Here is a 25,797-nt window from a genome sequence, read left to right as displayed (position 1 = left end):
ACCCCCCTTCCTCGCCTACATCATCCCCGCTCCCCATCCCCACCACAGGAGGTCCGATGGACTATTCCAAAATCAACCCACTTGATCATTCAGACGCAGAGGACGGCGTCACGTTCGAGGCCTCTCGGAGTGAGCCCGTACCCGCGCAGGATGACATGGCACCGGTAGGCAAGAGGTTCATCAGTCTCTACACCTTGGCTTCGCTCGCCACAGCGACCGCGATCAACACACCGCTCTTCGTCACTCTCGCCCTACGCGTCTCCGAAATCGATTCCGACGGCAAGACCACCTCTTTTGCTCTCCTCTCCGGAATGGGCATGCTGATCGCGACGATCAGCGCGCCCGTCTTCGGCACCTTGAGCGACAGGACGCGGAGCCGATTCGGTATGCGCCGCCCATGGATCGTCTTGGGCCTCATCGGCACGGTCTTCGGCGGATTCCTCATGGGCATCGCGCACGACCTGGTCACGCTGGCCGCCGGCTGGATGCTGATGTCGGCCTTCGGCACGGCCGTGGCCTCCTTGCTGCTGACTGCCATCTCCGACCGGGTACCCGAAAACCAGCAGGGCCTGCTGGGCGGACTCGTCGGCGCGAGCAACCTCATCGCCGTGATGGTGGGCAGCCTGATCATCGCCTTCGTCCCGCACAGCTCATTCCTTCAAGTGAACCTCCCGGTGGCCATGGCGGTCATCGCGGTCCTCGCCTTCATTCTGGCTTTCCCCGATCGCCTCCCGCAGGAGCGGGAGGACACGGGCGACGATTCGCCGGCCGCCGGCGGGAGGTTGCGCAATCTGCTCGCGGGCATGCGCTTCGACCCGCGGCAGTCGCCCGACTTCGCACGCCTTCTCCTTTCCCTGTTCCTGATCTCCCTAGGCGGCGCACTCGGAACGACATATGCGGTGTATTTCATCGAGGATCATCTGAGAGTGGGTTCTGAGGAGCTCGCCACGGTCATCGCCTACAGCAACGCGGCCTCATGTCTCCCCGCGCTCCTCGGCAGCCCGCTCGCGGGGTGGCTCGCCGACAGGTTCGGCCGGCGGCGGCCGATCCTGCTTTTCGGCACGGTGTGCAGCGTGATCGGGCTCCTGATCACCGCGTTCAGCAATGATCTTCCCACGTTCTACCTGGGAGCACTGGTGGGCGGCATCGGACTGGCCGCCTATTCGGGGGTCTATCTCGGGTACGCGATCGCCACCATGACCGACACGGAGAACAGCGCAAGGAATCTCGGTCTCACGAACGTCGCGATCTCGATTCCTCTGACTCTGGCCCCTTTCCTGACGCCGTTCTTTCTGTCCCTGGGGTCCGGCGAGCACAACTACATCAGTCTCTATATCACCGGAGCGGTGATCAGCATCACGGCGATCCCGGTGATGTACACCGTCCGCAACGCCCGGTAACGCTTCCGACATCCTCGGGCCCGGCAGTCGACCGCAGGAGAGGGCGTCCCTTCCCACCATCAGGAGACGACACCCTCTTCTCCGTCACCCCGGACTCACCGACGATACAACCGAGTTCACCCCCGTCCTTCGGGCGGCGCATCGTTCACAAGACGGCACTGGCCGGTAACGGCAGGGGGCCGAAGCCGTCATGGCCGCTGCACAGCGGGACATCCCAACTGACGCCCTGGCTCAAGGCGATGGCGCTCGGGCTCGATGTCGCAGGACCTGCCGAATGCCAGACTCTGGCCAGAGAACGCGGCGTCGCGCTTCTTTCCGGCCCGTCCAGAGCGTCAACCGGCTGCTTCTCTTCAATCCAACGATTCCGACGGTAACCCGGAGGCTCCATGGACATCGGTCTGTTCTACGCCCATCAGTTGCCCTCGACGCCTCCTTCCGTGGGGTTCGAGTGGGACCTCCAGACGGCCCGCTGGGCTGAGGAGTACGGCCTTGCGGAAGCCTGGTTCTCGGAGCACTTCACGGAGGGCTACGAGCGCTGGAACTCGCCCGAGCTCCACATCGCGGCACTTTCCCGTGAGACGTCCCGGATCAAACTCGGTACGGCGGCCAACCTGCTGCCGTACCACAATCCGGTAGCCCTGGCCTACCGCCTGATGGCGCTCGACCACATAACCAAGGGCCGCCTCATGGTCGGCTTCGGCGCCGGCGCCTACCCGACCGACGCCCAGCTGTTCGGCACCTCGATGCCCGAGCAGAACCACGAAATGCTGGAGGAGGCCCAGGACCTCATCCGACGCATCTGGGCCAACAAGGGCGAGAGCCTCAAGATCCAGGGTAAGCACTTCGGTGTCGACGTGCCGCCCAACGACAACCCCCTTCTGCTCGGCAACCACTGGCGGCCCTACCAGGAGAACGGCCCCCGCGTGGCCATGGCCGCGTTCTCACCGCGCTCCTCCACCCTGTTCAGGGCGGGGGCCCGAGGGGACATCCCGCTCACCATCGCGATGACCGACGAGTTCCTCGCAGGACACTGGGAGGTCTACGCGGAAGGCGCCGCGAGCACCGGCCGCACCCCGGACCGCCGGGACTGGCGGGTGGTGCGTGATGTGATCGTCGCCGACACCGACGAGGAGGCCTTCGCGCTGGCCTGTTCCACGCCGCTGCGGCGGACTCAGGAGGAGTGGGTCCTTCCCTACAACATGGACAACATCGCGAAGATGCTCCCCGAGGGGGTGAGCCCCGAGGACCTCAACATCGAGGCGCTCGCCTACTTCCAGTGGATCGTCGGTTCCGTGGACACGGTCGTCGACCGGCTGGCGGCCGAGTACGAGCAGTGCGGTGGCTTCGGATCTCTCCTGGTCTACAACTACGACTGCCACGAGGAGCCGGAGGCCTTCCGCCGGCACCTCGAGCTGCTGGGCACCGAGGTGGCGCCGCGGCTGACCGAGCGGGTCGGAAAGCTGACTTCTGGGCACTGATCTGCGACGACAAAAGGCGATGGCAGCGGTGTATCGCTGCCATCGCCTTTTGCGTGGCTGTGAGCCACCTGGTGGTGCGGAGCAGGGGCCGGTTCGGGCGCTCCGGCACAGCAGAGTTCCCGCAGCCTGATAGAGCACCGTCTTTCGACTCCTGTGCGACGGCGATCGCATCGCACGCGCATGTGAGGAAGCCGTTGGCAGGGCCTGCCAACGGCTTCGTAGCGCAGGTCCCGGGAGAGCCGCGGCCTGGAGGGGCCCAGAGCCCGCGGGGACTGTGTCCCGTCAGGCTCGCGCCGCGCTCTGCTCGCCGTGGTCGTAGGCGGCCGGATCGAAGGGGGCGCACTCGTCTCGGAAACGGTGGGCGAAGTCCGGCCAGGACAGCGTCGCTCGCCCGTTGCGGGGGTCGAGGTACCAGCTGCTGCATCCGCCCCGAATGATCACTGTTTCGGCGGCCCCCTCGTCCAGACGCTTCGCGAAGGCGTTCTCAATGTCAGAAGAGACTTCCAGGACCCGCCCATCGTGTGCCGAGCGCCAGTCCAGCGCCGCGAGAAGGTGGTCGATCTGGGCTTCGATCATGTAGATGACCGAGTTGTGGCCCAGGCTCGTCCCTGGCCCGTTGAGCAGGAAGAGATTGGGGAATCCTGCCGTGGCGATCGACTTGTAGGCCTGCATCCCGTTCGACCAGTGGTCGGCGAGAGCGTTCCCCCCACGCCCGAAGATCCGGTACGACGACGGGAGGTCGTAGGTCTCGAAGCCGGTCGCGACGACCAGGACATCGAGCTCGAACGCCTCTCCCACGGCGCTGAACGCCGTCGAACCTTCCACCCGTTCCAGGGCCGCCGCTTCGAGGTGCACGTTGGGCCGCTGGATGGCCGGGTAGTAGTCGTCGGACAGCAGGATCCGCTTGCAACCGATCGTGTAGTCGGGGGTGAGCTTCGCGCGCAGCTCAGGGTCGGATACCTGCTTATCGAGGTGGCTCAACGCCTGCCAGCTGGCCTCTGCGAGGTAGTCGTCGATGAGACGGCGGGCGGCGAAGCGGGAGTCGTTGTACCAGAACAACATCTCCCGCATCTCCTCGACCGTGCGCTGATCACGGCGGAAGAGATTCTTCTCCGCTTCGGAGAAGACACGGTCCCGGCGGGGCTGGATGTAGGGCGCCGAACGCTGGAACACGACGAGCTGATCGGCGATCTCTGCGAGCTGTGGAACGATCTGGATCGCCGAGGCTCCGGTTCCCACCACGCCGATGCGCTTTCCAGCCAGCGGGAAATCGTGGTTCCATCGGGCGGAGTGGAACAGCTCGCCGGTGAAGGTCTCCAGGCCTGGCACCTCGGGCAATTTGATGTCCGTCAGGTGTCCGGTCGCGGCGACCAGGACGTCACCGTAGAACTCGCCTTGCGGCGTCCGGACCGTCCAGCGGTGGTCGTTCTCATTCCAGCGGGCCTCGAGCATCTCGGCGCCGAAGCGCAGGTGTGGTCCCAGACCTTCTTCTCGGGCCGCCGCCCGCAGGTAATCCCAGATCTCCTGACCGGGTGAGAACATCCGCGACCAGTCAGGGTTCGTCCGGAAGGAGTAGGAGTAGAGCGGCGAGGGAACGTCACACGCGACACCTGGGTAGGTGTTGTCCCGCCACGATCCGCCGACATCATCGGCTCGTTCCAGGATGACGAACGAGGTCTCGCCGCGCCGGCGGAGCTGGATGCCGAGGCCGAGGCCGGAGAATCCGGCGCCGACGATGATCACTGAAACGTCGCGCAACGCGTCTGGGGTGGAGGTAGGCACATCAAGCTCCTTCGGATGGAGGTACGGGGGTGCGGGTCAGGGTCGGCGGGTCGGCAGAATCGCGCCCGCGGGGTACTGGTTCGGGTTGGCGTTGAACGCTGCGATCAGGTGCACCAGTTCGGCGGGCCGCTCGACGACCATCGCGTGGCCGGAGGTGACTTCGGTGTATCGGGCGTCCGCGATGGCGCCGAAGAGCCGCTTGGACTGCCTGAACGGCGTCATCAAGTCGTCCGTGCCGGCGACGATGAGGGTCGGGCAGGCGATCTTCGGTGCGACATCGGTGAGGTCCACGTGTCGGTTGATCTCCATCTGGGCTGCCATGACGTCGTCGGTCCGGAAGCTCGACACGAGCGCTTCGATCTCACCGTCGCTCAACATCGCCAGGAGAGGCGCACTGAAGGCGCAGAAGGCCTGGTAGCGCCGGAGCGCTTCGACGTCCGACTGCCGCAGTGCCCGCCAGATGTCGTTGCGCAGCTTCTGCTGCGCGTCAGTCTTCAGCCAGCCGGCCATCAGGATCAGTCCCCCCACCAGGTCCGGTCGGGTGCCGGCGGCGGTGGCGGCGACCACCGCGCCGAGCGAGTAGCCGGCGAGGGTCACGGGCCGGTCGGGAAGGACCTTCTCGATCACTGCCTGGACCTGCTCCGCCATCCGGATCTGCCCTTCGTCCGGCGGGCCCTGCGGAGTGGCCAGGTCCACTGCCACTACTCTCTGCTTGGCCGCCAGCATGGGGAACAGGAAGCCGAAGTGGCTGCGGGTGCTACCTCCGGTTCCGTGGACCAGCACGATGGGCGGAAGACCGCTGTGCTCGTCGAGCGAATCGAAGAAGTTCACCTCAAGGTCACCGATGTGAAGTGAGCCGTGGTTCTCTTTGACGTCTCCGGCAGTTGCCGGAACCGTGCTAGCCGTTGACATAGCTCTCCTTGCCGAGGTTCATGATCATGTGCTGTTGCGGTCCGCCGGTCCTCATGGCCACGCGGACGGGGTGGGCCTCAACCGGTGACGGTCAGCGCACGGAATCGGCTGCCGTGGAAGACGAGCGGCGGTCAAGCGGGATCGCCGAGCAGGGAAACCCGCTGGGAAAGCAGCTCTTCCACTGCCACGCCGGCGGCGAAGAGGTGAAACCACCCTCCGCCTCGTCATCCACCCCCGGACCTGCTGATCCGCGAGCGGGTTTATGACTGCTCCGACTATCGGCCAGTGCCGGCGCTGCTCATTGAGCAGGCGCGCCAGGGCATAGGACGGCTCTGTCATCCGGCCGGACGAGGCCTGCCGCTTCGCGTTTCGGTCGCGATCATGGCGGTCTGCTTTTCATGGTGCTTCTCCTTGGCGGTGCGGTCGGGCGCAGATCGTGCCCGCTTTTCCGCCCCGTGCCGATGTGGCATCGGGTAGGAGGCCAACGGATCTCACTGAGGTCGATCGGAATGCGGCCAATGATTTATCTGCCGTCCCGGAGACGTGGCGTCTTGACGAGTGCGGCCGCCACGGCGGCCCCGACGAAGAAGACGGCCCCGAGCAGGAAGATCTTGTTGTAGACGTCCTCGGTCGGCAATTCGATCGGTCCTGTCCCGGTGACGACCATCTTGACGTCGCTCACCAGCAGAGCCCCCACCACTGCTGCGCCGACGGCCCCGCCGATGGTGCGCGTGATCGAGTTGATCGAGTTAGCGACCCCGGTCTCTTCCGGCCGCACGTGCGCGACCAACAACACCGGCATCGAGGCATAGGCAGCGGCGATGGCGAGGTCACCGACCATGATGGCGATCACGACCTCGGCGGTCGTGGCATGCCGGAGCGTGAACATGAGCATCGCCCCGAGACCGACGAGGCTGCCCAACACCAGAATGATCTTGGGGCCGAATCGCTGAACCAACGATCCGAGGATGGGACCGGCCAGAATGGCGGCGATAGCACCCGGCAACATGTAGACGAACGCCGTGCGGAGACCGTCTGCGGCGAAGCCGTATCCAGAACCGGTCGGCGCCTGAACGAAGTAGGTGGCTCCCATGTAGAGCACCAGCATGGCGAGACCGACACAGAAGCCGGCGATGTTCGCCGCCAGCACGGGGCCGTTCTTGAGCATGCCGACGGCGACCAGTGGTTGCGACGATCGAGCCTGAGACCAGACGAAGGCACAGAGTGCGAACGCCGCGATGCCGAAGAGCCCGAGCACGGGAGCCGAGGCCCACCCCCAGCGTTCACCTTGGGAGATCGGCAGCAGCAGCGCCAGGAGGCCCGAGGCCAGCAGCGCGGCGCCTGCATAGTCCACCCGTCCGCCCGGCCCGCGCCGTCGTGGAAGCCGCGTCGCGAGCAGCAGGACGAGGCAGCACAGCACCACGCTGAGCCAGAAGATGCGGCGATAGTCCGCGCCGTTCAGTGTCAGCAGCCCTCCCGCGACGAGGGCGAGACATCCGCCGACGCTCATTGCGGACGCGGTGATGGCCATGGAGCCGGCCAGCCGGTGTGACGGCATCTCCCGGTGGAGGACGCTCATGGCGAGCGGGAAGAGACCCAGGCTCACGCCTTGGAGCGCTCGCGCCAGGATCAGCAGTCCCACGCTGTGGGTGAGAGCCCCGAGAAGGCTGCCTGCCAGAGCCACGGTCAGCACGCCGATGAATGCCACTTTGTGGCCGTGGACGTCTCCCAGCCTTCCCATCAAAGGCGTCATGGCGGAAGCACTCAGCAGAACGACGGTGGTCGCCCATGCCACTGTGGTGAGCGAGGTATTCAACTGGCTGGCCATCAACGGCAAAGCCGGCACCACAGTGCTCTGGATCATCGACAAGAGGAATCCGGCGCTCGCCATCGTCAGCAATACCAGCCGAGGAGATCCCTCCTCGGTGCCCTCCCGGTAGCGCTCCCGGCGCTGCCTGCCGCCTTTGGGCGCGGCATCGCCCAGGACGGGCTCCTTGGCATCTGCTTGTGTGGCGCCGCTGTCGTCAAGCACTTTCGGTCCCCCTCCGCAACCGGTCGGCGTGTGCGAACCTCGGCACCGCCCGGCATACGCCGAAAGTCTGGCCGTTGTGCCGATCTACGCATTGCGTCTGCGTGCCACGGTGTCGGCGCAGTGCGCCGCTGCGCACCGGTCTGCCTGCACGTCGGCCTTTCGGGACTTCGATGAAGCCGCTCCCAGTCCCTGGCCTGATCCGCATGGACAGGTTGCTCCGGACGGCCGCTCTTTTGCGGGTACTCAGGCCAGCGCCTCCGCGATCACCTCTCCGACCAGCACAGCCGAGTTCGCCGGGCCGCGTAGGGGGGCGGCCGGCAGGATCGACGTGTCCGCGATGGTCAGGTTGGCCACTCCATGGACCGCGCCGCTCCCGTCCACGGCCGCCGCCGGGTCACCGGAGCGGCCCATCGGGACGGTCCCGCAGGTGTGCTGCGACGTGCCGAGCCGGGTGGCGATCCACTCGTCGAGCCCCGTGTCGTCCAGATCGACGACCTCGGCCCGCTCGGCGGTCAGTTCGGCGAACGCGGCCGATCCCAAGATCGCCGCTGTCGCCCTGACCGCTTGGCGCAGCCGTCGGCGATCTTCCGGTTCGGCCAGATAGCCGTAGCAGATGCGGGGTGGAGTGTCCAGGTCGGGCGAGAGCGCGCGCAACCGGCCGAGCGGCCGGGGAGTCTGCACCGAGACGAGGAACGCATGCGGCGCCCCCGGCGCCGTGGTCTGGCCCCTGACGAGTCCCGCCATAGGCACGAGCGACTGGAGGATCTCCAGGTCGCCAGGCTCGCCTCCCCCCGAGCCCAGGTGGAGCGCCCCGCCCAGCCAGCTGTCCTCGGGCTCCGGCAGCGTACGGTTGGGCACCCACTCGACGACGACCTGTGGATGGTCGCTGAACGCGGCGCCGATGGCCGGAAGGTCGTGGACGACCTGGATTCCGGCGGCGGTCAGCACCTCGGCCGGGCCGATCCCCGACACCTGCAGCAGGTGCGCCGAGCCGAACGCCCCGGCGCACACAATGACCCGGCCTGCCTCGATCACCTCGGCATGACCGTCCCGGACCGCCAGGACACCCGTCGCGCGCAGGCCACCTGGTCCCCGTCGCAGCACGATGGAACGCACGGTGCAGTCGCCGTGTACGGCGAGGTTCGGCCGGGAGATGACGCCCAACAGGTAGGCGGCCCCGGTGTTGATCCGCACGCCGCAGGCCACATTGGTGGGAACCGGCCCGAAACCCGGGGGACCTTGGGCGTTCTTGTCGGCTTCTGCGGTATGGCCCAGTTCCCGTGCGGCCTCCGCGAAGGCGTGCGCAGCGGGGTGGGTGAGCGAAGTCCGCCGGACCTTGATCGGCCCGGTCCCGCCGTGCAGGTCCGACTCCCCCATGTCGAGATCGTTCTCCAGCCGCCGCAGCAAAGGAAGCGCCGCCTCGTAGGACCAGCGGGCATCTCCGGACGCCGCCGCCCAGCGGGCGAAGTCGGACTCCCGTGCCCGGATGAAGTAGCCGCCGTTGACCGTCGTCGAGCCGCCGAGCACCTTCCCGCGAACCGCCACATAGGGCCGCCCCGGCGCGAGCTCTGCCGGATAAGCGTTCGTGGTGGTCAGACGGGGCCGTGCGCCTGGCACCAGCCGCGCGTCGAGAAGGTCGGCGGAGAATCCGCCGACCGGGACCGGCCCTGCTTCGAGGACCAGCACCGACCGGCTCCGATCGGCGCTGAGCCTCGCCCCGAGCACCGCACCCGCTCCCCCGGCCCCGACGATCAGCACGTCGGGGTGGCCGTCGACCGCCGGGACCGAACGGAGGCCCATTGACCCCACCCCATTTCTCTCGCGCTTGATGCCTTTCACATTCCGGCAGGAGTCGCGGGAGCGGTGTGAGGACCGGATAGACGAAAGGCGGTTCCGGGGAGACCGGGGTGAAGGAACCGACCGCCGTTCCATCCGGGATACCGCTGTCGCCCCACTTGGCGGTACAAGCTCCGCACGCCATGGACGGTGTTCCGACTATCGGTCGCAGCGTCCACAACTCATTGAGCGAACGCGCCAAGGCGTTGGACGGGGCTGCCGCCCTGCATGCTCTGTCCTGCGTGACGGCCGCACCTCAGGTGACGCGACCTTCCGATCCGGCCGACTGGTCGACCATGGACTTCCTTGCCCTGCCGTCCAGCCGAAACCCCGTCCGTAGCGACGGACGCCTTGCTTCTACAAGCTGGCACTCGTCGTCAATGATCCCGCGGCCGCCGATGCCAGAGTCGGATCAGGACGCGGCGTTCCGCACGATCGGATCGCGGACGCGGTCCGAGAACTCTGGTCTCGCGCAGGAGGAAGTGGCATGGTGTCGCAGTGGAGCGCGTCGAAGACGGCGCTGGACCGGGCGCAGCGAAGCATCGGTGGAGGCGTGACGTCGAGCGTGCGCAGCTCGGTCAAGCCCCACCAGATCTACTTCGCTTCGGGTAACGGACCGCGCATCGTCGACATCGAGGACAACAGCTATATCGACTACGTCCTGGGCTGGGGGCCGCTCCTGCTGGGACATGCGCACCCGCAGGTCGGCGCGGCGGTCAAAGCGCAGCTCGATCGGGGAACCCTGTTCGGCGGCGGGAACCTCACCGAGATCGTCGCGGCCGAGAAGTTCCTCGCCGCGCTGGGATGGGCCGAGCGGCTGCTGTGGTCCAATACCGGCACCGAGGCCGTGCAGATCGCACTGCGCCTGGTGCGTTCCCACACCGGCCGCGATGTCGTCATCAAGCTCGGCGGCGGGTACCACGGCTGGCATGACACCGTCTTCGCCAGCGTCGTCGTCTACGGTGGCGGGGGAAGCGCCATCCCGCATTCTGCGGGGCAGCCCGCGTCCTCGCTGGCCGACCTGCGAGTCGGCCTCTACAATGACCTCGACGCCTGTGCGGCGCTCTTCGCCGCCGAACCCGGCCGGGTCGCCGCGGTCCTGGTGGACCCGACCTCGTCCAACACCGGAAGCGTGGTTCCCGCTCCGGGCTTCCTCGAGGGCCTGCGCCGCCTGTGCGACGAGCACGGAGCCCTACTGATCTTTGACGAGGTCGTCTCCGGGCTTCGGCTCGGCCTCGCCGGCGCGACCGGACGATTCGGGGTCACCCCCGACCTGGCGACCTTCGGCAAGGCCATCGGCGGCGGGTTGGGGGCCTCCGCGGTGGCGGGACGCGCCGACATCATCGACCTCGTCACCCGGGACACCGTGCACTCGGGCACCTTCAACGGCAACCCGCTGGCCATGGCGGCGGTCGACGCCACGATGGACGTGCTCAGCACGGACGGGGTGTACCCGCAGATCGAGAACACCAGCCGGACCCTCGTGGAAGGCATCCGGGCTGCCGCGGCCAAGACCGGGCATACCATCGCCGTCCACGGCATCGGCGCGACCGCGCTCGTCGCGCCCGGCCTGCCGGAGATCACCGGCCCGGACGACTTCATCACCGCCGACTGGCACTGGTGGGACGACCTCCTCGTTCCGGAGATGCTGGCCCGCGGCATCTATCTGCTTCCCCATGGAAGGCTCTTCCTGTCCACCGAACACGGCCCGGCCGAGGTCGCCGAGACCGTCGCCGCCTTCGCCGAGGTCTTCGCCATGCTGCCGCCCCCGCGCGTCACCTCCTGATCCGGCGCCTTAGAGGATGTCCTATGGGTGAGCCGGGCGTCAGTCAGGCACGGGTAAAAGCGTGTGGCGGTGAATCGCTTCCGGGTGGATCCGGGGAGATCACCCAGCCGTTGCTGTCGTCGGCGCAGCTGCGCCGGCGGGGAGGGCGGGACGCAGAATGCGCCTGATGAAGCGGTGTTCGAGGCCATCATCTACCTGTTGATAGAGCGGGTGTGCGTGACAGGCTCTGCCGTCGCATTTCGGGACCTGAAAAGTCCGCCGCGCATCACCGGGGCCGTTCTCGAGACGGCCTGAAGCACGTTGACGAGATCCCGTCCGACCACCTCGATCGGACGGGATCTTACTGCGCTCCCGGATGGCGTGGCCGTTGACGGGCTCTTCCGAGCATGGATGACGGTCATGGAGAAGGGCACCGACGGTGTGCGGCCATGCGGGCGCACCACAGACCGGCCGGTCGGCATGTTGTGGAGGCGGTGATCCCGCCGGCAGCTCGACAGTCGGTCGCAGGAGGTCACCTCGACTCGGGCGGGCCGTCGCCTCGCCCCGGGATGGCCCGCGTTCCGCGTAATTCAGCGGTCTGGAGGCGCGAATTCGGGGGTTGAGCTGGGCTGACATGGGTGTGGCCGCCTGGAGGGCGTTTCTCTAGGCGGTGGTGTTCACACTGGTCAGCGGTCTGCGGGCTTGAGGTCGATGACCTGCTTGGGGGCGGGGATGGCGAGCTTGGCCAGCAGGTCCTGCTGGAGCTTGGTCAGAGCGGTGACCTGCCGGAACAGTCCGGCGGGGCCGGTGAAGGTGCCCAGGTGGAGCCGTTCCAGCTCGCGGCGGCAGATGGGCCAGGTGCTGCCGGTGGTGGTCTCGATGATCCGGATGAGCAGCAGCGCGAGCCAGCAGAGGATCACGTGGGCGCGGATGCGCTCTTCGAGCCGGTGATAGACCGGCCGCAGGTCGATGATCTGTTTCATGTCCCGCCAGCCCCGCTCGACCTCCAGCAACTGCTTGTAGCCCAGGGCGATGTCGGTGGCCGACAGCTGCGGGTCTGAGCAGCGCAGCAGATACTTGCCGTCCAGGTTGGCCTCGGCCTTGACCTTCGCGGCATCGATACGGAGCTTGCCGGCCGGTGTCGCCTTCAGATACCGGTTCAGGCCCGGCTTGGCCGTGATCTTCCCGCGCAGCTCGCCGCGCTTGAACTCACTCAACGCATCAGACCCGTCGATCAGGTCGGTGAGCTGGGCTAGAAGCTGCTCACGCGTGTGCGCGTCGCGTTCGGCGGCTTCGGGGTTGTGGCAGATGAGGAATCGGTCGGTGTCGCTGATGCGTACTTCCTTGATGCGCATGTTGCCGGAGATCTCGGTGTAGCGGCCCTGCCGTGACAGGGCGGCCTTCACCTCGGCTGATCCGGAGCGGAGTTTCTCCCCGATGATGTAGGCGTGGTCGCCTTGCCGCAGGTAGCGGCGGTTTTCGGTGGAGGAGAAGCCCCGATCGGTCACCCACACGATCTTCGACAGGGTCCAGTCCCGCATGTCGTCCTTGACCTGGCGGATCACGTTCTGGTCGGAGGCGTTGCCGGGCCAGCACCAGCAGCGCACCGGGATCCCGTCCCGGGTGACGGCCATGCCGATCACGATCTGCGGCAGATCGTCCCGGGAGTCCTTGGACTTGCCGTGGGTGCGAAACCCGGCCGGTGTGCTCTCCCGTTCGCTGTCGTGGCTGCTGTTGTGGCCGCCGGCAAGCCGGTCGCCGCGGCTGTCGCGGGCGACGGGCTCATCGGGCTGCTCGAGTTCGAAGTAGGTGCTGGTGGTGTCGAAGAACAGCAGGTCGACTTCGAGGTTCAGCAGGGTCGCGACCTCGTCGAACACCTGTTTTTCCAGGTCGTCCTTGACCTCGTGCAGCCAGTCCATCGCCCGGTAGCAGGCGTCGTCATCGGTGCCGGGCAGGCCGTCGATGTGGACGTCATGGGTGATCCAGTCCGCGGCGGCCAGCTTCGACGACGGCGCCAGCGCCCGGTTGGCGACCAGGCCGAACAGCACCCGCTCGGTGGTGGTCATGTTCCGGCGGCGGCCCCGCTTGGGTTGCCCGACCCGGCCGACGATCTGGTCGATCTTCAGTCGTCGCCACAGATGGTCGAGAACGTAGGTGCCGCCGAACGGTACCGAGCACGTGAACTCCAGGTCCGGGGCCGCTGCAGCGGCCAGGGCCTCGCCCGGCTCCAGCAGCCGTGATAGAGACGCGACCAGCCTCCGGACCGCATCGCGATCCAGTTCGTCCTCGCGGCCGAAGGTGAACAGGACCTTCGGGACGGCCCGGCCCTTGATCGGGTCCCACTCGTTGTGGGCCAGGTGCAGGTACCGGACTGTCCCGGACTTGTTCTCCCGCTTCGTCGTCTTCACGTACACGGCTCTAGACCATAGACATCCAGCCCAGGTTGCCGCAGTCGAATCACCAAAATCGCGTCTCTAGGCGAATCCGGCCCGACAGCCCCAGCTTGGGCCGCTGACCAGCACATTCAGCCTGCACCGACCTCTAGGAACCCCGAATTACGCGGAACGCGGGAAAAGGGGCGAACAGACATGAGACCGCCTATGAACTCGGCAGCGTTCTGGTAGTCGCAGATCGCGGCGATCCCTGAATCGCCCGGTTCAGCGCACAAGAGCTTGCCCGGCGTCGGAGACCGGCTCAGCCGACGACCGACGCGGCCCATTTGTAGTCGGGCTTGCCGACGGCCGTGCGCTTCACCTCAGTGACGACCTTGATCTTGCGAGGCAGCTTGAAGCCGGCGATCCGGTCGGCCAGGAACGTGTTGAGCTCCTCCAGGGAGACCTCCTTGCCCGGGTGAGCACAGACCACCGCCGCGACCTTCTGGCCGAACCTCTCGTCGGGCACGCCGACGACGATCGCGTCGGAGATATCGGGATGCTCCTTGATGGACGCCTCCACTTCCTCGGGGAAGATCTTTTCGCCACCGCTGTTGATTACCAAGGAGCCACGGCCGAGCAACACGATCGTTCCGTCAGGCTCAAGAGTGGCGAAATCTCCAGGAATCGACCAGCGGGTGCCCTGGCTGTCGGTGAAAAAGGTGGCCGCGGTCTTGGCCGGGTCGTTGTAGTAGCCAATGGGAATGTGCCCGCTGCGGGCCAGCTTGCCGATCTCGCCGGGTGCGACGACCCGCAGCTCGTCATCGAGCACGGTGCAGTCAGGCCCCATCCTGAACTTGGCGGTCCCGCTGCTCCTGCCATCGGCGGAGGTGCCGCCGACACCGGTCTCCGAGGCGCCGTAGTTATCGACGAAGCGGACGTCAGGGAGATGGCCGCGGAGCGCATCGCGGACGGCGGGGGTCAGCGGTGCTCCACCGGACGAGAGCGCGTACAGCGAACCGGTGTCATACCGGCCTTTGGCCAGCTGCTCAGCGATCGGGCGGCCCATGGCGTCGCCCACGATCATCAACACGTTCGCGCCCTCCGCGGACAGCAGGGCCAGCGCCTCCTCGGGGTTGAACGCACGCTCGGTGTAGAGCACGACTTTGGCCCCAACGAACAGGCCCATGAGCGTCATCCACTGGCCGGCCCCGTGCATCACCGGCGCGCAGTTCAAAATGACGGCGCCGGGCTTGTTGGCGGCCTCCGCGAGCTGAGCGGGGTGCGATATCGGGGTGTTCAGGGAGCTGCCGCCCCCGAGCGCGCCGAAGAAGATGTCCTCACAACGCCACTCCACCCCTTTCGGGTAACCCGTCGTACCGCCTGTGTACATGATGTAACGGTCGTCACTGGAGCGTGACGGGAAATCGTCATGGGGTGAGGCCGCCGCGAGCGCCTCCTCATAGGGCACTGCGCCGGGGATCGTCTCGTCGCCGCCATCCTCGATGACCATGACGTGGCTCAGCTTCGGCAGCTCGTTGCGGACCTCCTCGACCCGGGCGAGCAGGGAGCGTTCCCCGATGATCGCGACGGAATCGGAATCAGCGAGGACGTGCCGGAGCTCACCTGCGACATAGCGGTAGTTGACCGGGATCGGCACCGCCCTGATCTTGTGTATCCCGAACATCGACTCCAGCCACTCGGCCCGGTTGTAGGCCAGGATCGCCACATGATCGCCCGGCCTGATACCCGCCTGCGCCAGGTGGTGGCCGACCCTGCTCGCCCGCGCGCTCAATCCCCCGTAGGACAGCCGCACATCGCCGGCGACCAGCGCCGGCCTGTCCGGGCCCGCTGTCGCGACAATCTCCAAGAGATCGGCCAGGTTATAGGTGCGCTCGGTCACGGAGGACTCCTCATCTTCGTTCCGGGTGGGCGGGGAAGGGGGTGGGCCGGGGCAGAGGTGTCGAACAGGAGTCTTTTCTTCGGCTTGGCGGCCTCAAGCTCAGAACGGCCGGGCATCTACCTGGCGAAAAGAACGGACCGCCACCCCCGTCGTCCGGCTGATCGATCACCCGGCCGAGGATGGCGGCAGATCTCCTGGTGGGGTGCGTTCAGACACGCAGCCGTCTTCAGGGGACACGAGGAGCCGTTGAGCTGTCGGCCGGTCCGCCGAGCCGTGCCCACCGGCTCGAAGGAACCCGCTCTCGTGTTCAGGGGCCGAAGCAGAGGGATGCCGGCGCAGGTCCGAGCCTGAGGCATCCCATCCGCTCGGTGCGCGTCAGAAAAAGCCGAGCCGCTGCGGAGCGTAGCTGACCAGCAGGTTCTTGGTCTGCTGGTAGTGGTCGAGCATTGCTCGGTGGTTCTCGCGCCCGATGCCGGACTGCTTGTAGCCGCCGAACGCGGCGTGGGCCGGGTAGGCGTGGTAGCAGTTCGTCCAGACGCGGCCGGCCTTGATCGAACGGCCCAGCCGGTACGCCGCGGAACCGTCCCGGGTCCAGACTCCGGCGCCCAGGCCGTACAGCGTCTCGTTGGCGATCTTCAGAGCCTCATCGGTGGAGTCGAAGGTGGTGACCGACACGACGGGACCGAAGATCTCCTCCTGGAAGATCCGCATGTCATTGGTGCCCTTGAAGACCGTTGGCTCGATGTAGAACCCGCCCTCCAGGCCCTCCACGGTCCGCGAGCCTCCACCGGTCAGCACCTGGGCGCCCTCGGCGCGGCCGATGTCGAGGTAGGACAGGATCTTCTCGTACTGGTCCCGGGATGCCTGCGCGCCGATCATGGTGGCCGGATCCAGCGGATTCCCCCTGACGATGGCCTTGGTGCGCGCGAGGCAGCGCTCCATGAACTCGTCGTAGATGGATGAGGCGATCAGCGCGCGGGAGGGGCAGGTGCACACCTCGCCCTGGTTGAGGGCGAACATCACGAACCCCTCGACCGCCTTGTCGAGGAAGTCGTCGTCGGCGGCCATGACATCGGGCAGGAAGATGTTCGGGCTCTTGCCCCCCAGTTCCAATGTCACCGGGATGATGTTCTGTGATGCGTACTGCATGATCAGGCGGCCGGTGGTGGTCTCGCCGGTGAAGGCGACCTTGGCGACCCGCGGGCTGGACGCCAGCGGCTTGCCCGCCTCGACGCCGAACCCGTTGACCACGTTGAGCACACCGGGCGGCAGCAGGTCGGCGATCAGCTCGACCAGCAGCAGGATGCTGGCGGGGGTCTGCTCGGCGGGTTTGAGGATCACGCAGTTGCCCGCGGCCAGCGCGGGAGCGAGCTTCCAGGTGGCCATGAGCAGCGGGAAGTTCCACGGGATGATCTGGGCGACCACCCCCAGCGGCTCGTGGAAGTGGTAGGCGACGGTGTCCTCGTCGAGCTGGCTGATACCGCCCTCCTGGGCGCGGATCACGCCGGCGAAGTAGCGGAAGTGATCGACGACCAGAGGCAGATCGGCGGCCAGCGTCTCGCGGACCGGCTTGCCGTTCTCCCAGGTCTCGGCGACGGCGAGCTTCTCGAGGTTCTCCTCCACCCGGTCGGCGATCCGGTGCAGGATCAGGGCGCGCTCAGCGACAGAGGTGGCAGCCCACTTGTCGGCGGCGGCGTGCGCGGCGTCCAATGCGAGTTCGACGTCGGCGGCTCCGGATTGGGCCACCCGGGTGAAGACCTGTCCGTCCACCGGGGACAGGTCTTCGAAGTAGCGGCCATCCGCCGGGGGCACGAAAGTGCCGCCGATAAAGTTGTCGTAGCTCTTGGCATAGGAGACGATGCTGCCTCCGCTGCCCGGCTTGGCGTAGACCATGGACTTCCTCCTCATTCACAAGCCCGGATGCGGGCTTGCGGTGCGAACACTTTGCGGTGCGCAGGCCGCCGAAACGTTCTCGTCAAGCGCGTAAGTCGTTCAGGGCTGCGTTGATCCGCGCGGCGGCGGGCGAGCGCTCCCGATGGAGCGATGCGCGGGTGCCAGACCTGCGCCTTTCGCCCCTTGCGGATGGGCACCGGTGGGCGCCGATGGGCCTCAATCTGCCTGAGCAGGACGGTCTGCTCGTTGAAGTAGCGCGCCAGCCGGTAGTTCCGGGATGCCATTCCCCGACCTCCCCCAGCAGCGCCGGCGCGGTGACGGCGACGGAAGGTGGACGACGCCCCGCTGGGGATGCCGGGCCATCTGGTCGATAGGCGGTTACAGCTGTCTGGAACTTGTCGCATGCGTGCGATTTGACGGCGCTGTGGGCCAATAGACGTCACTTTGCTTTCACGCAGAATCGACTACAGGCCGAGCCGGAAGCAGCCCGTCAGCGCTCTGATGCTCCTTCAAGAAGACGACGGCAGGGCATGGGCCGTCTCCAGAGATGGAGATGTGCGCTGGCAGGAGCTTCATCCCGCCCGGTGGCGTGCCGCCTGGATCGCAATGACGGGGCATGGCTCGCCGCCATCGACGTCGACCTGGCCGCGACCCGGCGGACGTGCAAAGCGGCGCCCGGCGATGCCCGAAGCGGGCAACGGCGGCTCCACGGTAATTCGAACCCGCCATCGAGACAGCCGTGTCGAGGCACGAACGCGACTGCCACGATGGTCCTACCTCAAAGGTGAGAACATGCAAACTCGGGCAGCGGTCTTGTGGGAACAGAACAAGCCCTGGCACGTTGAGGACATCGAGCTGGACGACCCGAAGGCCGGCGAGGTCAAGGTCAAGCTCGCGGCCTCCGGGCTGTGCCACTCTGACGAGCACATCCTCACAGGCGACATGGTGCTCAACCCGGAAACCTCAGCGCTGATGGGTGTCGAGCAGTTCCCCATCATCGGAGGCCACGAGGGCGCGGGGGAGGTCGTCGAGGTGGGCCCCGGGGTGACGACCCTGAAGGAGGGCGACCATGTCGTCCTGTCCTTCATCCCGGCATGCGGACGCTGCCCGTCTTGTGCGCGCGGCTATCAGCATCTGTGCGACCTCGGCGCGTTCCTGCTGGCCGGACGTCAGATCACCGACATGACGGCCCGGCATCACACGGCGGACGGCGTCGACCTCGGCATCATGGCCTGTGCGGGGACGTTCGCCCCGTACACGGTTGTGGCCGAGAGCTCCTGCGTCAAGATCGATGACTGGATTCCGCTGGACAAGGCCGCACTCATCGGGTGCGGCGTCACGACAGGTTGGGGTTCAGCGGTCAACGCAGCCGATGTACGCGCTGGGGAGACCGTGGTCGTCATCGGGCTGGGCGGGATCGGCATGGGTGCGGTGCAGGGTGCCGCACTCGCCGGCGCGCGTCACGTGCTGGCCGTCGACCTGGTCGAATGGAAGCGGGACAAGGCCATCGAGTTCGGCGCCACCCACACGGCGGCCTCCATGGAGGAGGCTGTGGCCAAGGTCGGCGAGCTGACCTGGGGCGCGATGGCCGACAAGGCGATCCTGTGCACCGGCGTCGCGACCGGCGACCTCATCCACCCGATGATGAGCATGATCACCAAGGGCGGCCGGGGCGTCGTCACCGCGATCGGCCCGATCCACCAGGAGGACGTCAAGCTCAACCTGTTCGACCTGTCGATGCAGCGCAAGGAGCTCGTCGGATGCATCTTCGGCAACGCCAATCCCCGTCGTGACATCCCCCGCCTGCTGCGCCTCTACGAGGAAGGCCGGCTCAAGCTCGACGAGATGATCACCACGACCTACACGCTGGATGAGGTCAACCAGGGTTATCAGGACATGCGAGACGGCAAGAACATCCGCGGTCTCATCACCTTCTGACCGTCCCGGTGCCGCCTGTCTGCCTCGTCCAACCGGCCGACGCGTCCGTCCTATGGCGAACCGGGCGCTGGCCGGCAGGGTCTTTTCAGGGGTGGGGGCGGTTTTTCCGGTGACCGACGGACGCTTCGGCGAGCATCGGCTTGTGCGCGTCCACGCCCTCCGAAGGAACCAGAAGGCAACACGGTGAGTCCTCATGCGAGGTCCAGGCCCTGCAGGGGGTGAACCGAAGGAGGCTGTACATGTCGAACCAGGCGCGCCGCCGGGCCCTCGTCGTAGGACTGGGCATCGCCGGAATCGCCACCGCCGTACGGTTGCACCAGATCGGCTGGTCGCCGGTACTGCTGGAAAGGGCCCCTGCGCGTCGCTCCAGTGGCTACTTCATCGCATTGTTCGGTGCCGGCACCGCTTCCGCCCGGCGCCTGGGTGTGCTGGAGGCCATCGGGGACCGCACCCACCGCGATTTCGCCGCGTACGAGGTGAACCGAGCGGGACGCCGCCGCCCAGGGGTCGGGTTCGCCGACCTGCCCGGCCGGCCACGGACCCTGTTGCGCGGCGATGTGGAACAGGGACTGTTCTCGGCGCTGCCCGACGATGTGGAGATCCGCTATTCCACTGTGCCGACGCAGTTCGTCCAGGACGACCAGGGTGTCGATGTCACCCTGCTCAACACTGCCACCGCCACCACGACCGCTGACCGATTCGATCTGGTCGTCGGTGCGGACGGGATGCGCTCCACCGTCCGCGAACTGGTCTTCGGCTCCCACTCGGAGTACCTGCACCCGCTGAACTACATGATCGGTGCCACCACGCTGGACGAACCGGTCGACGGCTTCTCCCCGAACGAAGGGCTGGTGCTGGCCGAGCCCGGACGCTCGGTATGGACCTTCCCCTTCGACGATCGTCCCCCAGGCCTGCTCTTCTCCTATCGCACCGACGATGTCGATCGCGAGTTCTCCCGGCCGCCGAGCGAGTCCGTCCGCGCAGCCTTCGGCCCCGAACCTGCGGGTGCTCTGCTGGAGCACCTGCTGGTCAAGTTCGAAGGGGCCACGGAGGTCCTGTTCGACTCGGTGAATCAGGTCAAGATGCCGCGCTGGCATCGCGGCCGGATCGTCCTGGTCGGCGACGCCGCCTGGTGCCTGTCCCTCTACTCGGGCATGGGAGCTTCCAGCGGCATCGCCGGGGGCGAACTGCTCGGCACCATGCTGGACCGCCACCCGGGCAACATGGCCGAAGCCCTGCGGAAATGGGAGGCTCGCATGCGGCCATTCGTCATCCAGGAGCAGAAAGGCGCTCTGGAACTGCGCACGCTCTTCACTCCCCATGACCGCAAGGAACACCTTCACCGCAGCATCTGGCTGCGCCTGATACACACCCCGATGATCGGCTCCCTCATGGGCAGGATCATCGAAGGCGGCGGAGAGATGGCGAACAAGAATTTCGACATCGCTGCGGCCTGACCAGCACGATGCCATGCTCACGTGGCCTGGCACTCGCGCACATCGAGACGGCACTCGGACTCAATGCCCGCCGGGCCGATCCGGGTGACCCTGGGACAACGAACACTTTCGGATGTCACCTGCGGTGATTACGGCTGAGGAGTCGACCGATGACGCACAACAATGCTGAGGTCCCCCTGGACGGACGTCTTCTTCGGACCGCGTTCGGAAAATTTCCCACGGGCGTGGTCGCGGTTTGCGCGATGCATGGGACGGAGCCGGTGGGCATGGCCGTCTCGGCGTTCATGCCGGTGTCGCTCGATCCGCCCCTGCTCAGCGTGTGTATCCAGTTGTCGTCGACGACCTGGCCGCGGCTGCGGGAGGCGGGCGTGGTGGGCGTGAGCGTGCTGAGCCGAGCGCAGCAGGCCCACGCTCAACGACTCGCCTCGAAAGAGGCCGATCGATTCGCCGGCCTGGAGGTCACCCGGTTGCCCTCCGGGGCCGTCGTCGTCGGCGGCACTCACGCATGGTTCGAGTGTGCGATTCGTGAGTCGCACCAGGCAGGCGACCACGAGATCGTCGTTCTGGAAATCCTCCGGCTCCAGGTTGAATCACATGCAGACGACCCCATGGTCTTCTTTGCCAGCGGCTTCCGCGGTCTCCGGCACGTGCAGGGCGTGAGTGCCGACAGTCTCGCCGGCCTCGAAGCCGCGCACTGGTGACCGACGCCGTACGTCGAGGCTGATGCTCGAAGGCGTACCGCGGTCATGTGAGAGCGCGGGCGGGTCACGCCAACCGTTCCGGCGCCCCTGGCGCTCGGCTCCCCGTCCGTAGATGTCGACGTGAGGTTCTGAAGCCTCCCATCCAGCGTTCGATCGATCCCGTGGAGGGTCAAGAGTGAAATTTTCGATCTTGTGCGTTCCGTACGCGTTGGATTACGCGGCCGGCACGGACAGCGTCTCCGACGTCATCGCCTGGGACCTCCAAGTCGCTTCATGGGCTGATCAGTACGGTCTCGACGAAGTCTTCTTCGCCGAGCACCACACCCTTGGCCACGAGCCGAGTCCCGCGCCCGAACTGATGATCGCTGCGGCATCGCAGACCACGACTCGCGTTCGGCTCGGAGCCCTTGGACATCTCATCCCGTATCACAACCCTGTGGCGCTGGCTCACAGGATGATGTGGATGGATCATCTGACTGGCGGGCGGTACGTCGCCGGTGTCGCTCCAGGCGCCTTTCCGACGGATGCGCAGCTGTTCGGGACGGGCGGGGAGAACGCGCGCATGCTCGCCGAGGGTCTCGACATCATCCATGCGATCTTCACCAAGCCTGGGCCTTGGCGTATCGACGGGCGGTACTGGACCGCCGACATGCCCCAGTTCTCCTCCAGCGTGAACGGTCCGCATCTCAAGCCCTTCCAGAGGCCCCATCCCGAGATCCTGATGACGGGCATGCAACCCAGGTCGCCGACTCTCGCCGAGGCGGGCAGGCGTGGTTACAGCCCGGTCAGCCAGGAAGTCTCCAGTGAGACGCTGATCCAGCACTGGGAGACTTATGCCGAGGCGGCCAAGAGCGCCGGGCACGTCCCAAACCGATCGAACTGGCGCATCACGAGGGACCTCTGGCTCGCCGACACCGATGAAGAGGCCCGACAGCAGGCTCTGAGCGGCCCTCTGGGTGAGGTCTGGTCCGAGGTCAACCTCCCATTGTTCAAAGACCTCGGACTGGGCTCGCTTCTGGCGGGAACAGCCGTGCCCGAGCAGGATCTGTCTCTGGAGTGGCTCGTGGACAACTTCTTCCTCGTCGGCTCGCCGGAGACGGTCGTCAAGAAGATCGAGAAACTCCATGCCGAGGTAGGCGGCTTCGGCACGCTCCTCATGGGCGCCCCGGGCCGCGGCCAGGAGCCGGAAAGGTACCGGCGCAGCCTCGAGCTCCTCGGGTCAGAGGTGGCTCCCCGGTTGTCTCACCTGGTGGCGGGCTCTTAGGGCCTGTACGGAGTTGAGATCAGAGGAATTCACCTGCGTTCCGGCCTCCGCTCCTGGTAGGCAGGCCATCGCCATGGTGTGTGGCGACCTCACCGACGAGGAATGCTCCTGGATCGAACCTCACCTGCCCCTGGGTGAGCAGGACCCGGTCCCGGACCTGCGGCAGCAGTTCAACGCGGTGATGTGGCGGTTTCGCACTGGCAGTCCACGGTGGGATCTGCCTGCTTCGTACGGGCCGTGGTCCACCGTCTACGACCGGTTCGCTTCTGGGGCATGGCTGGCGTCTTGGATCGCCTGATGCAGGCGGTGATCGCCGCGGTCGCGGCCTTCGGGCAGGCCGATCTCGACCTGGTCAGCGTGGACTCCGCCACGGTCCGGACCCACCACCACGCCGTCGGGACGGTCCTGGACGGCGAGGTGGCCACGGCGCTGCAGGGGGCCGCCGAGCAGGAACGCGGCTGTCGCGGTGGCCGCCCGGTCAGCCATGACCCGGATCTACAGGCAGCGCAACACCACCGAGCAGCGCATCAATCGGATCAAGGAGTGGCGCGGGCTCGCCTTTCGCTTCGACAAGACCCCAGCGAGCCACCTGGCCGGGCTCCACCTACGCGGCGCGATCCTGTGGATTCACGGCTCTGGCCCGCCTGAAGCCCCGCACTCTATACAGGCCCTAACCGACTGCGCCGAGAAGATCGAGACAAAGGCGGGTGGGGTGACCCCCGGGAGGCCACCCCACCCGTAGCGCTGATTCAGACGCGGAAGTGAGCGATCGACCGGTCGAGGTCACGCGCCAGATCGGCCAGCTGCTGCGCTGCCCCGGCCGCCTGCACCGCGCCGGCGTTGGACTCCTCCGCCGCGTGCGAGACGTCGGTGACGCTGCGCGCGATCTGGTCCATGCCGGTGGCCGCCTGGCCGACGCTGCGGCTGATCTCCTGCGTGGTCGCCGTCTGCTCCTCCACCGCCGAGGCCACCGTGGTCTGGTGCTCGTTGATCTGCTCGACGATCCCGGTGATCTCCGACAGCGCCCGCGCGGCCTCGGTGCTGCTGGCCTGGATCGCGGCGATCTTGCGGCTGATCTCCTCGGTCGCCTTGGCGGTCTCCTGAGCCAGGTCCTTGACCTCGGTCGCCACGACCGCGAATCCCTTGCCAGCCTCCCCGGCGCGCGCCGCCTCGATGGTGGCGTTCAGGGCCAGCAGGTTGGTCTGCTCGGCGATGCTGCTGATGACCTTGACCACGTCGCCCACCTCGGCACTGGCCGCACCCAGCGTGGCGACGGAGGCGTTGGTCTGGGCGGCGACGTTCATCGCCTGCTGGGCGACCTGGACCGCGCTGGCGGCGCTGCGCGAGATGTCGGCGATGGCGGCGTTCATCTCCTCGCTGGCCCCGGCCACGGTGGTGACGCTGGCCGAGACCTGGTCGGCGGCCGCCGCGGCGCTGTGCGACTGCGCCGCGGTGACGGTGGCACCCGACTCGATGCGCGCCGCCAGGCCGGTCAGCTCACCGGAGGCGGCCGACAGCTGTCGGGCCTGGGTGAGCACCTGCTGCACACTGGCACGCATGGCCTCCAGCGAACGGCGCAACGCCCCGGCCATCACCCCGACCTCGTCACGGGTACCGGGGTCGGGCACTTCGACGGCCAGGTCGCCGTCGGCGACCGCGCTGAGGGCGTCGGCGACGCCGCGCAGCGGACGGCTGATCCCTCGCGAGACCCACACGGCCAGCGCCAGGCCGAGCAGCACGGCCCCCGACAGGAAGGCGACCGACAAGACCACGGCGCGGTCGTACTCGGCGTCCAGGTCGGCAGCGGTGGCGGCGGCCTCGCTCTTCTCGGCCTCCACCATCTCCTTGAGCAGAGCCTTGCACGCCTCCCAGAGCTCATCGGCCTGGCCGGTGTCCTTGATCGACACATAAGCCGCCACATCACCCTTGAGCGCGGCGGGCAGCATCTGCTGCTCGGCGATCACGCTGTAGGCGTCGAAGCTGTCGACGAACTCCTCGACCTTGTCCGGGGCGGCGGCGACCGGTCGGTACTCCTCCAGCAGCTCGGTGATGTTGTGGATGTCGCCGTCGACCTCGTCGAGCGTCTCCTGCATGGCCTCGGTGCCCGCCTTGCGCAGGGGGACCTCGTTCTGGTCCAGGCGCAGTACCCGGACCGCGTCACGCAGGTCGGAGATCACCACCATCGGCTGGACATTGCCGGTGTAGATGGACTGGCCCGCCGAGCGCACGGTACTGGCCTGCACCAGTGTGGCGAGCGTGGCGGCCGATGAAACGAGCAGCGTGATCAGCATCGCGAAAGCGATCTTCATGCCGATCGGCATATCGGCCCACCGCCGACGCCTGCCCGCGTCCGTGCGCATGGTTGCAGCCTTCATGACGTCTCCTCAGCGAGAGCCCGGCACTCTTCCGGGTTCCTCCTCCCATCGGTCCTCGCCCGCCTGTACTGAGAAGCCCCGAAAGATCTTTGCCGTATCCACCCGATCCTCAGACGACGGACCCGGTACTAACCCGAAGCCCCGCCGCCTGGAAGAAGAGAGGTCCACCGACTCTCTTGACAGGAACGCGCTCGGTGCACAGCGCCGCATCGTGGCGGACCGGGTGACCGCCGCGTGAGCCCCGGTTGGCGCGGTTGGTGCGGGAGGAGTACACCGTGTCGGCGGCGACCGCGCCGGACCGGATACGGGGACGGCCGACCGGAACGTGGACCTTGATGCCGGCCAGGACCGCGGTGAAGCGGGAACTGTCGACGGCCTGGCCGGAGGGGAGCAAGAACGGCAGCGGGCGGCATCGACCACGGCCGCGAACTCCTTCTGCACGCGGGCTCAAGGGGCACTTCCGTGCGATGAACCCGCCAGCATCCAGGCCCTTATCTGTCATGAAGCACTGTGCCGTACCCGCCACCCCGTCGGCGAACGATTATCCGATCCTGGGATCATGCCATGGTCATTCTCGGCGCCAACGGTTTCCGCGTGCCGACTCGGCACTCCGAGAGGATCAGCCCTGAGCGGCCGGACCGCCGCCTGAAGCTCCAGGCCACCGCCAATCAAGATCGCTGCGACCGCTT

General features: G+C 67.0%; 17 protein-coding genes. 8 read left to right on the top strand and 9 right to left on the bottom strand.

What is annotated here, in order from left to right:
• The first annotated feature begins 56 nt into the window (after positions 1 to 56).
• Positions 57 to 1,400, top strand: a complete 1,344-nt coding sequence (locus FHS22_RS28415) for an MFS transporter (RefSeq protein ID WP_184946598.1) — start codon at positions 57 to 59, stop codon at positions 1,398 to 1,400.
• Positions 1,401 to 1,786: 386 nt separating this feature from the next.
• On the top strand, positions 1,787 to 2,878 hold the full coding sequence (locus tag FHS22_RS28410; RefSeq protein WP_184946596.1) for an LLM class flavin-dependent oxidoreductase: 1,092 nt from the start codon (positions 1,787 to 1,789) through the stop codon (positions 2,876 to 2,878).
• 282 nt (positions 2,879 to 3,160) lie between these two features.
• Here FHS22_RS28410 and FHS22_RS28405 read toward each other — a convergent pair whose 3' ends face one another.
• From FHS22_RS28405 to mftG, 4 genes are all read right to left on the bottom strand, one after another.
• Entirely contained in the window at positions 3,161 to 4,660 is a 1,500-nt protein-coding gene (locus FHS22_RS28405; RefSeq protein ID WP_184946594.1) for a flavin-containing monooxygenase, read from the bottom strand.
• A 36-nt stretch (positions 4,661 to 4,696) separates the two neighbouring features.
• Positions 4,697 to 5,491: an alpha/beta fold hydrolase gene (locus tag FHS22_RS28400; RefSeq protein ID WP_221474211.1), complete on the bottom strand. Its 795-nt coding sequence runs from the start codon at positions 5,489 to 5,491 to the stop codon at positions 4,697 to 4,699.
• Positions 5,492 to 6,095: 604 nt separating this feature from the next.
• The gene (locus tag FHS22_RS28395; RefSeq protein WP_184946590.1) at positions 6,096 to 7,604 is read right to left on the bottom strand and encodes an MFS transporter; all 1,509 of its coding nucleotides are present in this window, start codon (positions 7,602 to 7,604) and stop codon (positions 6,096 to 6,098) included.
• Positions 7,605 to 7,847: 243 nt separating this feature from the next.
• Positions 7,848 to 9,404, bottom strand: a complete 1,557-nt coding sequence (gene mftG, locus FHS22_RS28390; protein ID WP_184946588.1) for a mycofactocin dehydrogenase MftG — start codon at positions 9,402 to 9,404, stop codon at positions 7,848 to 7,850.
• Between the two features lie 523 nt (positions 9,405 to 9,927).
• Between mftG and FHS22_RS28385 the strand changes: the two genes are divergently transcribed.
• Entirely contained in the window at positions 9,928 to 11,226 is a 1,299-nt protein-coding gene (locus tag FHS22_RS28385) for an aspartate aminotransferase family protein (RefSeq protein ID WP_184946586.1), read from the top strand.
• A 665-nt stretch (positions 11,227 to 11,891) separates the two neighbouring features.
• Here the strand turns inward: FHS22_RS28385 and FHS22_RS28380 are convergent.
• The 3 genes from FHS22_RS28380 to exaC all read right to left on the bottom strand — a co-directional run bounded on the left by FHS22_RS28380 (position 11,892) and on the right by exaC (position 17,373).
• Positions 11,892 to 13,619 (bottom strand): IS1634 family transposase, encoded by a 1,728-nt coding sequence (locus FHS22_RS28380; protein WP_184946584.1) that lies wholly within the window; start codon positions 13,617 to 13,619, stop codon positions 11,892 to 11,894.
• 280 nt (positions 13,620 to 13,899) lie between these two features.
• Complete coding sequence (locus tag FHS22_RS28375; protein WP_184946583.1) at positions 13,900 to 15,480, bottom strand: acyl-CoA synthetase; 1,581 nt, start codon at positions 15,478 to 15,480, stop codon at positions 13,900 to 13,902.
• Between the two features lie 375 nt (positions 15,481 to 15,855).
• Entirely contained in the window at positions 15,856 to 17,373 is a 1,518-nt protein-coding gene (gene exaC / locus FHS22_RS28370; RefSeq protein WP_068923797.1) for an acetaldehyde dehydrogenase ExaC, read from the bottom strand.
• 792 nt (positions 17,374 to 18,165) lie between these two features.
• Between exaC and FHS22_RS28365 the strand changes: the two genes are divergently transcribed.
• From FHS22_RS28365 to FHS22_RS39680, 5 genes are all read left to right on the top strand, one after another.
• Positions 18,166 to 19,311: an NDMA-dependent alcohol dehydrogenase gene (locus tag FHS22_RS28365; RefSeq protein ID WP_184946581.1), complete on the top strand. Its 1,146-nt coding sequence runs from the start codon at positions 18,166 to 18,168 to the stop codon at positions 19,309 to 19,311.
• Between the two features lie 239 nt (positions 19,312 to 19,550).
• Entirely contained in the window at positions 19,551 to 20,768 is a 1,218-nt protein-coding gene (locus FHS22_RS28360; protein WP_184946579.1) for an FAD-dependent monooxygenase, read from the top strand.
• 149 nt (positions 20,769 to 20,917) lie between these two features.
• Positions 20,918 to 21,469 carry a flavin reductase family protein gene (locus FHS22_RS28355; RefSeq protein WP_068923800.1) on the top strand — a complete coding sequence of 184 codons (552 nt, stop codon included), beginning with the start codon at positions 20,918 to 20,920 and terminating at the stop codon, positions 21,467 to 21,469.
• Positions 21,470 to 21,644: 175 nt separating this feature from the next.
• Positions 21,645 to 22,733 carry an LLM class flavin-dependent oxidoreductase gene (locus FHS22_RS28350; RefSeq protein ID WP_184946577.1) on the top strand — a complete coding sequence of 363 codons (1,089 nt, stop codon included), beginning with the start codon at positions 21,645 to 21,647 and terminating at the stop codon, positions 22,731 to 22,733.
• A 73-nt stretch (positions 22,734 to 22,806) separates the two neighbouring features.
• Complete coding sequence (locus FHS22_RS39680) at positions 22,807 to 23,031, top strand: transposase (protein WP_377297126.1); 225 nt, start codon at positions 22,807 to 22,809, stop codon at positions 23,029 to 23,031.
• Here the strand turns inward: FHS22_RS39680 and FHS22_RS39675 are convergent.
• Together FHS22_RS39675 and FHS22_RS28340 are read right to left on the bottom strand one after the other, a co-directional pair.
• A complete protein-coding gene (locus FHS22_RS39675; protein ID WP_377297134.1) occupies positions 22,983 to 23,219 on the bottom strand; it encodes a hypothetical protein in 237 nt (78 codons plus the stop codon). The genes FHS22_RS39680 and FHS22_RS39675 overlap by 49 nt on opposite strands.
• A gap of 263 nt (positions 23,220 to 23,482) precedes the next feature.
• The gene (locus FHS22_RS28340; RefSeq protein ID WP_184946575.1) at positions 23,483 to 25,108 is read right to left on the bottom strand and encodes a methyl-accepting chemotaxis protein; all 1,626 of its coding nucleotides are present in this window, start codon (positions 25,106 to 25,108) and stop codon (positions 23,483 to 23,485) included.
• Between the last annotated feature and the right edge of the window lie 689 nt (positions 25,109 to 25,797).

Source organism: Thiemannella venezuelensis, assembly GCF_014203605.1.
Taxonomy (GTDB): domain Bacteria; phylum Actinomycetota; class Actinomycetes; order Streptosporangiales; family Streptosporangiaceae; genus Planomonospora_A; species Planomonospora_A venezuelensis.
The sequence above is the reverse complement of the archived record's forward strand: the minus strand, read 5'-3'. Positions and strand labels throughout refer to the sequence as shown.

Bases quoted from the DNA above. Each gene is read 5' to 3' on its own strand.
- FHS22_RS28415 (WP_184946598.1), top strand. From the start codon at position 57: ATGGACTATTCCAAAATCAACCCACTTGATCATTCAGACGCAGAGGAC.
- FHS22_RS28410 (WP_184946596.1), top strand. From the start codon at position 1,787: ATGGACATCGGTCTGTTCTACGCCCATCAGTTGCCCTCGACGCCTCCT.
- mftG (WP_184946588.1), bottom strand. From the start codon at position 9,404: ATGGGCCTCCGTTCGGTCCCGGCGGTCGACGGCCACCCCGACGTGCTG.
- FHS22_RS28385 (WP_184946586.1), top strand. From the start codon at position 9,928: ATGGTGTCGCAGTGGAGCGCGTCGAAGACGGCGCTGGACCGGGCGCAG.
- exaC (WP_068923797.1), bottom strand. From the start codon at position 17,373: ATGGTCTACGCCAAGCCGGGCAGCGGAGGCAGCATCGTCTCCTATGCC.
- FHS22_RS28365 (WP_184946581.1), top strand. From the start codon at position 18,166: ATGCAAACTCGGGCAGCGGTCTTGTGGGAACAGAACAAGCCCTGGCAC.
- FHS22_RS28360 (WP_184946579.1), top strand. From the start codon at position 19,551: ATGTCGAACCAGGCGCGCCGCCGGGCCCTCGTCGTAGGACTGGGCATC.
- FHS22_RS28355 (WP_068923800.1), top strand. From the start codon at position 20,918: ATGACGCACAACAATGCTGAGGTCCCCCTGGACGGACGTCTTCTTCGG.
- FHS22_RS39680 (WP_377297126.1), top strand. From the start codon at position 22,807: ATGGTGTGTGGCGACCTCACCGACGAGGAATGCTCCTGGATCGAACCT.
- FHS22_RS39675 (WP_377297134.1), bottom strand. From the start codon at position 23,219: ATGGCTGACCGGGCGGCCACCGCGACAGCCGCGTTCCTGCTCGGCGGC.
- FHS22_RS28340 (WP_184946575.1), bottom strand. From the start codon at position 25,108: ATGAAGGCTGCAACCATGCGCACGGACGCGGGCAGGCGTCGGCGGTGG.